The following is a 12,758-nucleotide window of genomic DNA, read 5'->3' on the forward strand; positions in this document are numbered from 1 at the left end:
GAGAAACGTTCCATGGGAACGAACGAGGCAGCGGAGTCGGTGGAGGGGCTTCCGGTCGTCCGCCTCGCCGACGGCGCGGAGCTGGAGGACTGGCTCGCGGCGCACCACGGCGACACGCCCGGCGGTGTGTGGCTGCTGCTCGGGCGGAGCGGCTCCGGCTTCGCCTCCCCCACGTCCGCCGAGATCCTGGACGCCACGCTCGCGTACGGCTGGATCACCGGCAAGCGGAAGGCGCGCGACGCGGAGGCCTATCTGCAGAAGATCACGCCGCGCCGCCCGCGCAGCCTGTGGTCGCAGGTCAACGTACGACAGGTCGAGGTGCTGCTGGCCGCCGGGCGGATGCGGGAGCCGGGGCTCGCGGAGGTGCGGGCGGCGCGGGCGGATGGTCGCTGGGAGGCCGCGTACCCCTCCCAGAAGGACGCGACCGTGCCCGACGACCTGGCGGGCGCGCTGGCGGCGGAGCCGCGCGCCGCGGCGGCGTTCGAGGCGCTGGGGAAGACCGACCGGTATCTGATCATCCTCAGTCTGTGGCAGGCCCGGACGGCGAAGACCCGGGCGGCCCGGATCGAGCGGGCGGTGGCACGGCTCGCGGCCGACTGACCGGCCCCAGGCCTCAGGCCTCAGGCCTCAGCCCTCAAGGGAGCCGTCGGCGCCGGTAGAGGACCTGGTGGGCGTCCCATTCCACGAAGGACTCGGCGTGGGTCATGCCGACGGCCTCCAGGAGGCGGCGGGAGCGCCCGTTGGCCTCCTGGGTGACGGCGACGACGCTGGGCGCCTCGCCGAGCGCGCGTTCGACGGCGGCGGCGACGGCCTCACGGGCGTACCCCTGGCCCCAGTGCTCGGGCAGGAACTGGTACGAGACCTCCGTCTCCCCGTTCCGTCCCGCCCGCTCCACCGTGACCAGGCCGAGGACGATGCCGTCGGCGGCCCGCTCGACGGCGTGGAAGCCGGGGGCGCCGACGATCCGCTGCCGCCGGATGCGGATCACGGACTCGACCACCGGTCCGCCCAGGTGCCGCCGTACCTCCGGATCGGTCCACAGCCGGGTCACGGCGGACAGATCCCGGGTGCGTACGGGACGCAGCACGAGCCGCTCGGTGACGAGGGGGGCGGGCCTGGACGCGGGGTCAGTGGGGTCGGTGGGGTCGCTGGGATCGGGGGCCATATCCCGATGATGACAGGCCTCCGGACGTACGACCCCCGGGGCGGTGCGGGGCGGTCAGCCGCCCAGGCGCCGCTGGAGCGCGGCGAGGGCGCCGGCCCGGCGGCCGGGGACGGTCCTGCGGAGTTCGACCAGGGCGGGGCCGAGGGCGCGGGCCCTGGCCGGGTCCGCGATCTGCTCCCATTGGTGGTGGGCGCGGTCCACGGCGCCCTCGACGTCGGGTTCGTCGGGGCCCTGCCGGAGCCCGAGCCGGGCCTGGGCCGCCGCGATCCACAGCTCGCAGCTGCGGGCCGGCTCTCCCGCGAGCCGTGCCAGGTCCGCCCGCACCTCCACCCAGTGGAGGGCCTCGCCGGAGCGGGGCCCGTAGCGCCGCAGGGCGTCGCTCTCCCAGGCCGCGGCCACGGCGGCCGCCTCGCCGTGCCGACCGGCCATGGCGGCGGCCAGAATCGCCGGATGCGGGTCCTCCGGCGCGCCGGAGGGAGGAGCGGGCTGATCCGGAACCGGGGCGACGGGCTCGGCGGGCGACGCGTCCCTCGCCTGCGGGACCGCGGCAGGGGACGAGGGCGAGTCCCCGCCCGGACGCACCAACCGCCGCGTCGGCGGCGACTCCACGAGGGCCGGTGCCTGGACGGGCGCCGGGACGGGCGCTTGGACCGGCACCGACACCGGGACCGGCACCGACGCCGGGGCCGGGGCCGACGACACCGGCGCCGGCGGCGCCAGCAGGATCGACTCCAGCTGCGGCGTGGTCGTGGCCGCGGCGGCCGCCGCCTCCGCGTGCAGTGCGGGCAGCGGCAGCGCCGCGCCCGCGCGCCAGCGGGTGGCGAAGTGGCGGAGGTAGTCGGGGGTGGTGAGGGGACCGCGGGGGGGGAACGGGGTGAGGCGGGCGTAGAGGGGGGTCGCGGGGCCGAGGCCGAGGGCGGTGGGATCCATCGTGAGGCGGTGCCAGAGCTCGGGGTCGACCGACAGGTCTGCGACGACATGGGTCGTGCCGGGGCGGCGCGGGGCGAGTTCGGTGGCCAGCCAGTGCCAGGGAAGGCCGGTGTAGCGCAGGGTCGTCGGGGTGCTGCGGGCGAGCGCCAGGTGCGGGAGGCGCTGGCGGCGGTCGAGTTGGACCTGGCCCGCGAGGTAGAGGGCGAGCGGCCCGGGCGTGGCCGCGGCGGAGCGGAGGCGGGTGAGGACGGTCTGCGGGTCGAGGGGGTCCGCCAGTTCGACGACCGTCGCCATGTGCGCCCCGGCCAGCACCGCCGCGGGCACCGCCGCGAGCGCGGGCAGCACGGACGCCGCGTCGATGGCCCGTCCCCGTCCGGCCGGTGCCGCGGCCAGCAGCACGGCCGTACCCATCGCGTTCACCTCGTCGTTCACCACAGCAGCACCGTAACCCGTGCTGCCCTGGCCGAATGTCGACTGGCCCTCCTGTGGGCCTTAGGCATATGCCATAAGCACCACCGTATCGAGTGTTGCCAAATCACTTACGAGGTGTCCCGGGCTGTGCCAAAGTCGTACCCGGGCTTCACTTTCCAGACTTGGCCGCGCCACGTCGCCTGCATCGGAGTACGACATGCCGTCCCCCCTCTTCGCGGACCGTCCCGCCCAACCGCCCGAGCCGGGCGCGGTGGACGCGCTGATCTCGCAGACGCGCCGGCTGCGCGGCGAGGTGGACGCGGTGCGCCGGGACTCCGTGGCGGCGGACGAGGACGACCCGCACCATCGCTGGCAGCGCGCTCTGTGCGAGCTGGCGGTGCATCAACTCGACGATCTCGGCGCCCACTTGGGCCAGTTGAAGGCCGGCATGCCCGGCCCCGGCCCCGCCCCCTCCGACACGGCCGCCGCCTACGCCGAGGCCGCCCTCGAAACGGTGCCCGGTCAGCGCGTCACCGGCTCGCTGCTCTCCCGGGTCGGCAGCGCCGAGTGGGATCTGCTCACCGACGACGTGCACTGGTCCGACGAGCTGTTCCAGATCTTCGGGCGCCCGCAGGAGAACGGGCCGATGTCCCTGGACGAACTGCCCTCGATGGTGTTCGCCGAGGACCAGCCGGTGCTCCAGGCGATGGTGACGGACTGTCTGATCGACGGGAAGCCGATCGACGGCGAGTTCCGCATCGTCCGCACCGACGGCCGGGTCCGCACCGTCCACATGACCGGCGAGCCCGTCCTCGACGCCGACGGCTGCACCGCCTCCATGTGGGCCGTCTTACGGGACGTCAGCGAGCTGCGCCGCAGCGAGCGCGCGGTCCGCGAGACCCGTGACAGCTTCCAGCGGCACCAGCACATCGAGCACACCGAGCGCCGGGTCGCGGTCGAGCTCCAGGAGGCCGTGCTGCCGCCCTGGCGCGGCTCGCTCCGCTTCGCCCACGACGGCCCCGCGCCGCTCGACGTCGCCGGGCACTACCTGCCGGCCGCCACACCGGGCCTCATCGGCGGCGACTGGTACGACGCCCTCGCGCTCCCCGGCGGGGACGCGCTGCTCACGGTCGGCGACCTGACCGGCCACGGCGTCGCCGCGACCTCCTCCATGGCGATGCTGCTCGGCGCGCTGCGCGGCATGGCGGTGGCCGGAATCCGGCCGGGCGCCCTCATGGGGCACCTCAACCAGCTCCTGGAGACCTCCGTCCAGCCCGCCCTGGGCAGCGCGATGTGCTGCCGCTACGACCCCGCCGCCCAGCTCCTCACCTGGTCCCAGGCCGGCCACCCCGCCCCGCTGCTGTTCCGCGACGGGACGGGGCGGGCCCTGAGCCGGCCCGAGGGGGTGCTCCTCGGGGCCACGACGAGCGCGGTGTACGAGGAGGCCGAGACCCGGCTGTGCCCCGGCGACCTGCTGCTCCTGCACACCGACGGACTGACGCGCACGGCGGGCAGGCCGGACGACGGCGCCGGTACGGAGCGACTGCTCGGGCTCGCCGAGCGGCTGGCCGCGGCACGGGACGCACAGGACTGCGTCCGAGCCGTGCTCGAGGAGTTCGGCGAGGGGCCGCGCGAGGACGACGCCTGCGTGATGGTGGTGCGGGTCGGGCGGTGACCCCGGTCCGCCGACAGGACTGACCTTCCGGAATCAGGAGCGGGCCCGGCCCGCTCCTTCCGCATGTGCCCCGCGGACCACCCGCCCGCCCTTCCCGATCCTCACGCCTCTCCGCTTCTCGGGCGGTTGATCGGCGCCTTCGGGAGGGCCGTCTCGATCTCCTCCCGCAGGTGGTCGATCTTGGTGTAGCCCGCGTACTGGCCGGTGAGCCGGTACATCTCGCGGAGCCGGTCCCAGGTGCGGTGCGAGGAGGTGTCGCCCATGGAGACGAGCGCCAGGCGCGCGTAACGGTCCGCCTGCTCGGGGTCGTCGGCGATGAAGCAGGCCGAGGCCAGCGAGATGTGGTCGAACAGCTTCGAGCGGTCGTGCCCGTTCCGGCGCAGTTCCAGGGCGAGTTTGGCGTGCCGCTGGGCCGTCGCCGCGGCCGCCGGCTCGTGCTCGGCGAAGGTGCGGTAGGCGAGCGCCTGCATGCCGTGGAGGTCGGCCTCGTCGAAGTTCTGCATCCAACTGGGCTTGTCCTCGCCCTTGTCGGACACGAACAGGTCCTCGGCCTCGCCGAGCGTGCGGCGCATGGCCTGGCCCCGGCCCATCGACGCCTGTGCCCAGGCCTCGATGGTGTGGAACATGGCCCTGGTGCGCGGCAACAGACGTTCACCGGAGCCGGACTTGGCGAGCTTCATCAGGTCGAGCGCCTCGTCGGGTCTGCCGAGGTGCACCATCTGGCGGGCGGCGCGGGAGAGCGCCTCGCCGGCGCGGGGCCGGTCACCGCCCTCGCGGGCCGCGTGGGCGGCGATCACGAAGTACTTCTGTGCGGTGGGCTCGAGGCCGACGTCGTGCGACATCCAGCCGGCGAGCACCGCCAGGTTGGCGGCGACGCCCCACAGCCGGCGGTGCAGATGGTCGGGGTGGTGGTAGGCGAGCATGCCGCCCACCTCGTTCAGCTGGCCCACGACCGCCTTGCGCTGGAGGCCGCCGCCGCGGGAGGCGTCCCAGGCGCGGAACACCTCCACGGAGCGCTCCAGGGCCTCGATCTCCTCCGACCCGATGGGGGCGGCCTCGTAACGGTCGTACCCAGCGGGGTCGGCGTGGAGGGGATCGACGGCGCGGGGGGCTGCGCCGGCTCGTGCGGGGTCGGTGTGGAGCCAGTCGTGCATGGCGTTGGTGAGTGCGGAGCCGGCGACAAGCGCGGCGCCCGCGCCCACCAGGCCGCGTCGGTTGAGCATGAGGTCCATTCCCGTGAATTCGGTGAGGACCGCTGCCGTACGCTCGGGCGCCCAGGGCAGCCCGTCAGGGTTGTCGGTGTTCCTGACGTCTCGCCGCCTGCCGGCGCGCCCGTGTCGTACGAACCCGAGGTCCTCGATGGTCACGACACGGCCGAGTCGCTCAGTGAACAGTGCGGCCAGCACCCGGGGCACGGGATCGCGGGGGGTCTCCCCCATGTCGATCCAGCGCCGGACCCGCGAGGTGTCGGTCGACAGCTGGGGGTGGCCCATGGCCGCCGCCTGCTTGTTGACGAGTCTCGCGAGTTCGCCCTTGGACCAGCCGGCCAGGCCGAAGAGGTCTGCCAGGCGGGTGTTGGTCTTCCCTGTCACGTCTAAGCCCCCAGGTTCTCGGCTGAGTTGACAGTAGCCCCCTGGCATAGGCCTGGCGACAATTCGCCATGGTTCGCCAGGGTGCGCTCGATGTTCCGCCACCCGCAGGGGGGTGTCAGGTAGGAACGCGCCACCCCGCCCCGTCGACCGGCCCACATTTTCCCCAGGGTGCGGACCGTTCGGGCGGGCGGGGCGACGCACGCAACTCGTCGGCACACGAAGGGATCTGTCTCCTCCATGTACACAGCATCGTCCTCCGTGTCCGCCCCGCCCCGGCCGCTCCACCGCACCCTCCAGGCCGGCACCGGACCGTATCTCGCCCCCGCGCCCGTCCAGGGCGCGGTGCGGCCGAGGCGCTGGGCGGGCAGCACCGTCCAGCCGCCCAGCGGGAGGATCGACCTGTCCGGTCCCCAGGGCGCCCAACTGCGCATGGCGATCGCGTCCGTCCACCGGATCTGCCCGGAGTTCAACCCGGTGCAGGTGCTGCGGCGCAGCAGCCGTTCGGTCCTGATCGTCGGAACGACCGGGCGGACGACCGCGGTCGCGAAGTGTTTACTGGACCACTCCCCCGCGTGGGTCGAGCGGTTCCGGCACGAAATAGCTTCTTACCGTTCGTTCGTCCGGCACCGTCCGCCTGTGCGGGCGCCCCGGCTGATCGCAGCGGACCCGGAGAACTGCACGCTGGTGATCGAGCGGATGCCCGGACGGGCGGCGGCGCTGACCCGCCACCCCGTGGAAGCGCCGCCGCGGGCGGACGTGCGGGCCGTGCTCGGCGCGGTCGCCCGGCTGAACGCCTGGCGGCCGCCGGCCGGGACGTTCGACGCGCCCCTCGACTACGGGGCGCGGGTGGCCCGGTACCACGAGCTCGGTCTGTTCACCGACCGGGACCGGGACGACCTGCAGAAGCTGCTGCACGGGCTCGCGCACGCGGGCGGGCGGCAGGGCATGGGGCAGTTCTGTCACGGTGACGCGCTGCTCTCGAACATCCTGCTGTCCCCGACGGGTCCGGTGCTCGTGGACTGGGAGCACGCGGGCTGGTACCTGCCGGGGTACGACCTGGCGACGCTGTGGGCGGTGCTCGGGGACGCTCCCCTGGCGCGGCGGCAGATCAGCCAGCTCGCCCAGCAGGCGGGTCCGGCGGCGCGGGACGCGTTCCTGGTGAACCTGATGATCGTGCTGACCCGGGAGATCCGGACGTACGAGACGGCGGTGCAGCGCACGATCAAGGAGGCGCCGCCCGCGGGTTCGGTGCCAGTGCCGGCCGGGACGGTCTCGCCCGGTGAGGAACAGCGGCTGCTGCTGCGGCGGCTGCACGACGACTGCGCCATGGCACGGCGGGCCGTGCGCGCGGCGGTCGGGACGCGGTAGCGAAGCGGTCCGACACAGTACGGGGGTGGCGCGCCGCGCGCCCGGTGCCGACACACCGGGGCGCGGCGCTTCGACTTTTCCGGCGGAGCACCGGAGGCGGTCGTGGCGCCCCCATTGGTCCACACCAGTGACGCGTCGCAGGCGGGCGGGCCGCCCGCGCGAAACTCCGCCCTTCGGCTCGCGCAGCCGCTCTGACGTGGGAAATCGCCGATGTGAGCAGGTGATTGACGGGACGTCCGGAAGCCGCTACCCCTGTACGGGTTCGGTTCCGCACGCCCCCGTTCTCCCCCCTGTCGCTGGAGGCTGCCTTGCTCCGTTCCGCGTCCCTCAGACGTGCCGCGCCCGTCGTCCTGCTGCTGCCGCTGCTCGCGCAGGTGCCGTCGGCCACCGCCGACGAGCACGAACCCGGCTCGCTGCAACGACAGTTCGCGGTGGCGGCCGAACGGCATCACGTACCGCAGAGCGTGCTGCTCGCCGTGTCGTTCCTGCAGTCGCGCTGGGACGCGCACGGCGGCGCGCCGAGCGTGACCGGCGGCTACGGTCCGATGCATCTGACGGACGCAGTGACGGCACTGGCGTCGGCGCCGCCGCACCACGCCGACGGTACGGAGGACGCGCGCGGTGACGACGCGCGGGCACCCCGGACCGGGGCGGGTGTCGAGTCCGGCTCCCCCGCCTGGTCCGGTGAGCCGCCGGCCCGGTTGCGGACGCTCGACCGGGCGGCGGAGCTGTCCGGGCGTCCGGCGGAGCGGCTGCGGACGGACACGGCGGCGAACATCGACGGCGGCGCGGCGCTGCTCGCGGAGGCGCAGCGGGCGGCGGGGCTGCCGGCGAGCGCGGATCCGGCGGACTGGTACGGGGCGGTGGCGCGCTTCTCGGGCGCGGAGGACTCGGCGACGGCGGCGGCGTACGCGAACGACGTCTTCGACGTGATCCGCGGCGGCGAGTCGCGGACCACGGACGCGGGGCAGCGGGTGACGCTGGCCGCCGATCCGGCGGTGGCCCCGGCCACCGGGCAGCTGGCCGCGCTGGGGCTCCGGGACACCGCGAGGGGTCCGGTGGAGTGCCCGGAGACGGTGGCCTGCGAGTGGGTGCCGGCGCCGTACGAGGAGTTCGGCGACGGGGACTACGGCAACCACGACAAGGCGGACCGGCCGCTGTCGCAGTCGGTCGACTACATCGTCGTCCACGACACCGAGGCGGACTGGGACACCACCCTGAAGCTGGTGCAGGACCCGACGTATGTGTCGTGGCAGTACTCGCTGCGGTCCTCGGACGGGCACGTGGCGCAGCATCTGGCGCTGAAGGACGTGGGCTGGCACGCGGGCAACTGGTTCGTGAACGCCAAGTCGGTGGGTCTGGAGCACGAGGGTTTCCTGACGTCGCCGGACTCCTGGTACACGGAGGCGATGTACCGGTCCTCGGCGCGGCTCGTGCGCTATCTGGCGAAGCGGTTCGGCATTCCGCTGGACCGGCAGCACATCCTGGGCCACGACAACGTCCCGGGGACGGTGACGTCGACCATCAAGGGGATGCACACGGATCCGGGCCCGTACTGGGACTGGGCGCACTACTTCCAGCTGCTCGGCCGGCCCCTCACACCGAGCGCGGGGCCGGACGCCGGGGTGGTGACCATCCGTCCGGACTACACCGCGAACCGGCCGGTGTACACGGGGTGCGTGACGACCGGGGAGGCGTGCGCATCGCACGGGAGCGGGGCGGTGCGCCTGCACACCGCACCGAGCGCCGACGCGCCGCTGGTGAAGGACATCGGGCTGCGGCCGGGCGGGCAGGCTTCGACGACCGGGGTGAACGACACCGGGGCGCGGGCCTCGACCGGCCAGAGCTTCGCGGTGGCGGAGCGGCGGGGCGACTGGACGGCGGTCTGGTACCTCGGGCAGAAGGCGTGGTTCCACAATCCGAAGGAGGAGCCGACTGCGGTGAACGCGCGGGGGCTCGTCCTGACGCCGAAGGAGGGCGTGGCGTCGGTGCCGGTGTACGGGCGGGCGTACCCGGAGGCCTCGGCCTATCCGGCGGGGGTTCCGGTGCAGGCGGTGTCGCCGCTGCCGTACGCGCTGCTCGCGGGGCAGCGGTACGTGGTCGGGGGCCGTACTCCGGGCGAGTACCTGTTCGCTCCGACGTTCGACACGACGGGTCATACGGTCGTGCGCGGCAAGGAGGAGTACTACCAGATCCAATTCGGCCATCGGGTGGCCTTTGTGAAGGCCGCTGACGTGCGGGTTTCCCAGGACTGAGGGAACCGGGCCGAAAAGAGACGGGTGCCGGCGGACCGCGTAGTGGGGCGCGGTCCGGCCGGCACCTCATGGCGTTCATATGACTTGTTCCGGTGTTCGCGTGGGGCCGGTGACCGAGGGGTAATGCTCGGCCGGACGACTGCCCGACGCTCACCGAAAGGCCTCCCTGGCATGGCTCAGCCCTTCGTTCTGCCGGATTTCTATGTTCCGTATCCGGCCCGGCTCAATCCCCATCTGGAGACGGCCCGTGCGCACACCTGCGTGTGGGCGCGGGAGATGGGGATGCTGGAGGGCTCCGGCATCTGGGAGGAGGCGGACCTCCAGGCGCACGACTACGCGCTGCTCTGCTCGTACACGCACCCGGACTGCGACGCGGAGGCGCTGTCGCTGGTGACCGACTGGTACACGTGGGTGTTCTTCTTCGACGACCACTTCCTCGAGGTGTTCAAGCGCACCCCGAACCGGCCGGCCGGCAAGGCCTATCTGGACCGGCTGCCGCTGTTCATGCCCGCCGATCCGACGGCCGGCATGCCCGAGCCGGCCAATCCGGTGGAGGCGGGGCTCGCCGACCTGTGGCGGCGCACGGTGCCGGCGATGTCGGAGGCCTGGCGGGTGCGGTTCGCCGAGGCCACCGAGGCGCTCCTGTACGAGTCGCTGTGGGAGCTCGACAACATCACCGAGGGCCGGATCGCCAATCCGGTCGAGTACATCGAGATGCGCCGCAAGGTGGGCGGAGCGCCCTGGTCGGCAGGGCTCGTCGAGTACGCTGCGGGCGCCGAGGTGCCCGAACAGGTGGCGGGCGCACGGCCGTTGCGGGTGCTGCGGGACTCCTTCTCGGACGCGGTGCATCTGCGCAACGACCTCTTCTCGTACCAGCGTGAGGTCGAGGACGAGGGCGAGAACAGCAACGGCGTCCTGGTCCTGGAGAAGTTCCTCGGCTGTACGACGCAGGAGGCGGCCGACGCCGTCAACGACCTGCTGACCTCACGGCTCCAGCAGTTCGAGAACACCGCGCTCGTCGAGATGCCCGCGCTGTGCGTCGAGCAGGGTCTCGGGCCGGCCGAGGCGGCGGCGATCGCCGCGTACACCAAGGGCCTGCAGGACTGGCAGTCCGGCGGGCACGAGTGGCACATGCGATCCAGCCGCTATATGAACGAGGGGCTGGTGAGCGGCAGTGCGCAGCCGGCCGGGCTCGGCACCTCCGCGCTCGACATCAGGAATCTGCTCGGCCGACCGGCCCGGAACCGGGCGCGCACGCTGGCTCATGTGCCGCACCAGCAGGTGGGGCCCTCCCTGCTCCCCGAGTTCGACCTGCCGTACCCGCTGACCCTCAACCCGCACCACGCGGGGGCCAAGCGCCGCTCGGAGGAGTGGGCGGAGCGGATGGGACTGCTCGACGACATCTGGGACCGGCGGATGCTCGCCGGCTTCGACCTGGCCCTGTGCGCGGCCGGGATCGACCCGGACGCCACCGAGGAGGAGCTGGATCTCGCGACCGGGTGGCTGCTCTGGGGCACCTACGCGGACGACTACTACCCGATCGTCTTCGGCCGGCCGCGCAATCTGCCGGGTGCGAAGCGGCAGACCGACCGCCTCAAGTCCGTTCTCTCGCACACCGGTCCGGCGACGGCGTTCTCTTCGGACCATCCGCTGGAGCGTTCGCTCGCCGACCTCTGGGCGCGGACCACCGCGCCGATGGACGAGGCGGCCCGGACGCGGCTGCGCGGGTCCGTGGAGACGATGCTGGACAGCTGGATGTGGGAGCTGCTCAACGTGGCCCAGCACCGGGTGCCTGACCCGGTCGACTACATCGAGATGCGCCGCCACACCTTCGGCTCCGAACTGACCATGCTGCTGGCCCGGCTGCGGCGGACCGAGACGCTGCCGCCGGAGCTCTTCGACACCGGCACCGTGCGGGCCCTGGAGGGTTCCGTCATGGACTACGGGGCGTTGATCAACGATCTGTTCTCGTACCAGAAGGAGATCGAGGTCGAGGGCGAGCTGCACAACCTGGTGCTCGTCGCGCAGACCTTCTTCGGCTGCGACTACCCGACCGCGATGCGCATGGTGGACGATCTGATGCGCGGGCGGCTGAGCCAGTACGAGCATGTGAAGAAGCACGAAGTGCCGCTCCTGTACGCCGACTTCGGGCTCGACGCAACCGGCCGGGCGGCCTTCGAGGCGTATCTGCGGGAGCTGGAGGACTGGCTCGCGGCCATCCTCCACTGGCATCGCAGCGTACGCCGGTACGGGGCGGACGACGTGCGCTCCGGCGCCGGTACGACGCTCGCGCGACGCCGCCCGCAGGGGCTCGGCACCGCGTCGGCGCGGATCGCGACGCTGTTCGGGTCACCGGTCGGGTAACCGGTTGGGTGAAGCGCGGCGGGCCGCCTCCGGAAGCTCCGGGGGCGGCCCGCACGTTCGGCCCGCAAGGGTCGGCAGGGGTCAGGGCTGCAGTCCGCGCAGCCGGTCCAGGTCGCGGCGGTCGCGCTTGGTGGGGCGGCCGGCGCCCCGGTCGCGGACGGCGGCCACGGCGACCTGCTCGCGGGGCGGCGGGGGCGGGCTGTTGTCCACGAACGCCTCGGCGGCGGCCGGCGGGCCGACCCGCTTGGTGAGCAGCTGCTTCACCTCGACGATCCGCTGCCGGCCGCCGTGGAAGACCCGTACCTCGTCGCCGGGCTTGACGGCCTGGGCGGGCTTGGCGCGCTCGCCGTTGACCTTGACGTGGCCGGCGCGGCAGGCCGCGGCGGCCTGGGAACGGGTCTTGGTGAGCCGCACGGCCCAGATCCAGCTGTCGACGCGCACCGCGCTCATCGGCCCCCGCCTTCCCGGTCAGCCCTGCTGGAACAGTTCGGCGGGCAGCGGCTTGAGCAGCGCGTACAGGTCGTCGGTGATGGGCCGGTCCCAACTGGCGATGGTGACCAGGACGTTGTCGCTGCGGTCGAACTGCACACAGGAGATGCGGCTCTCGGAGAGCTTGAGCCGGCGCACGATCAGCAGGTTGTCGCCCTGCATGACCGGCACGTCCTCGCGGTCGAGGACCTCGACCGGCTCGTCGTTCTCCAGGGCTGCGAGGAGCTGGGCCACCTCGAAGGGGACCTGACCGTCGGCGAGCTCGCGGGCCGGGGAGCCCTCCGGCAGATTGCCGATGATCATCGCGGGGCCGCGGCCGCCGAACAGGTCGTAGCGCAGGAACACGCCCTGGCAGCTGCCGTCGGGGGCCGGGAGCAGACCGGCGCCGAGATTGCCGGGCCAGTCCCCGGGGTCCATGGCCAGGACGTCGAAGTCCGGGCCCGCGGGTGTGGCGGCGCTGCGGCGGCGGAGGAAGGACATACCGCCATGGTACGTGCCCCGGCGCGCGT

At 73.2% G+C, this 12,758-nt stretch carries 10 protein-coding genes; 5 read left to right on the top strand and 5 right to left on the bottom strand.

Annotated features, from left to right (window positions below):
* The first annotated feature begins 12 nt into the window (after positions 1–12).
* Entirely contained in the window at positions 13–600 is a 588-nt protein-coding gene (locus JAO84_RS01420) for a YdeI family protein (protein ID WP_370409635.1), read from the top strand.
* Positions 601–634: 34 nt separating this feature from the next.
* On the opposite strand, the gene JAO84_RS01425 is transcribed toward JAO84_RS01420, so the two are convergent.
* Complete coding sequence (locus JAO84_RS01425) at positions 635–1,165, bottom strand: GNAT family N-acetyltransferase (protein ID WP_370409636.1); 531 nt, start codon at positions 1,163–1,165, stop codon at positions 635–637.
* 54 nt (positions 1,166–1,219) lie between these two features.
* A complete protein-coding gene (locus JAO84_RS01430) occupies positions 1,220–2,530 on the bottom strand; it encodes a hypothetical protein (protein WP_370409638.1) in 1,311 nt (436 codons plus the stop codon).
* Between the two features lie 193 nt (positions 2,531–2,723).
* Between JAO84_RS01430 and JAO84_RS01435 the strand changes: the two genes are divergently transcribed.
* Positions 2,724–4,181: a PP2C family protein-serine/threonine phosphatase gene (locus JAO84_RS01435; RefSeq protein WP_370409639.1), complete on the top strand. Its 1,458-nt coding sequence runs from the start codon at positions 2,724–2,726 to the stop codon at positions 4,179–4,181.
* Between the two features lie 101 nt (positions 4,182–4,282).
* Here JAO84_RS01435 and JAO84_RS01440 read toward each other — a convergent pair whose 3' ends face one another.
* Positions 4,283–5,773, bottom strand: a complete 1,491-nt coding sequence (locus tag JAO84_RS01440; protein WP_370409641.1) for a hypothetical protein — start codon at positions 5,771–5,773, stop codon at positions 4,283–4,285.
* 237 nt (positions 5,774–6,010) lie between these two features.
* Between JAO84_RS01440 and JAO84_RS01445 the strand changes: the two genes are divergently transcribed.
* From JAO84_RS01445 to JAO84_RS01455, 3 genes are all read left to right on the top strand, one after another.
* On the top strand, positions 6,011–7,141 hold the full coding sequence (locus JAO84_RS01445) for an aminoglycoside phosphotransferase family protein (protein ID WP_370409642.1): 1,131 nt from the start codon (positions 6,011–6,013) through the stop codon (positions 7,139–7,141).
* A 308-nt stretch (positions 7,142–7,449) separates the two neighbouring features.
* The gene (locus tag JAO84_RS01450) at positions 7,450–9,396 is read left to right on the top strand and encodes an N-acetylmuramoyl-L-alanine amidase (protein WP_370409643.1); all 1,947 of its coding nucleotides are present in this window, start codon (positions 7,450–7,452) and stop codon (positions 9,394–9,396) included.
* 171 nt (positions 9,397–9,567) lie between these two features.
* Positions 9,568–11,760 carry a germacradienol/geosmin synthase gene (locus JAO84_RS01455; RefSeq protein WP_370409644.1) on the top strand — a complete coding sequence of 731 codons (2,193 nt, stop codon included), beginning with the start codon at positions 9,568–9,570 and terminating at the stop codon, positions 11,758–11,760.
* A gap of 81 nt (positions 11,761–11,841) precedes the next feature.
* Here the strand turns inward: JAO84_RS01455 and JAO84_RS01460 are convergent, their stop codons facing one another.
* Both JAO84_RS01460 and JAO84_RS01465 read right to left on the bottom strand, forming a co-directional pair.
* The gene (locus tag JAO84_RS01460) at positions 11,842–12,210 is read right to left on the bottom strand and encodes an RNA-binding S4 domain-containing protein (protein ID WP_265864154.1); all 369 of its coding nucleotides are present in this window, start codon (positions 12,208–12,210) and stop codon (positions 11,842–11,844) included.
* An 18-nt stretch (positions 12,211–12,228) separates the two neighbouring features.
* Positions 12,229–12,729 (bottom strand): hypothetical protein, encoded by a 501-nt coding sequence (locus JAO84_RS01465; RefSeq protein ID WP_265864155.1) that lies wholly within the window; start codon positions 12,727–12,729, stop codon positions 12,229–12,231.
* Positions 12,730–12,758: the final 29 nt, after the last annotated feature.

Origin of the sequence: Streptomyces fradiae (genome assembly GCF_041270065.1) — a bacterium.
Classification (GTDB): Bacteria; Actinomycetota; Actinomycetes; order Streptomycetales; family Streptomycetaceae; genus Streptomyces.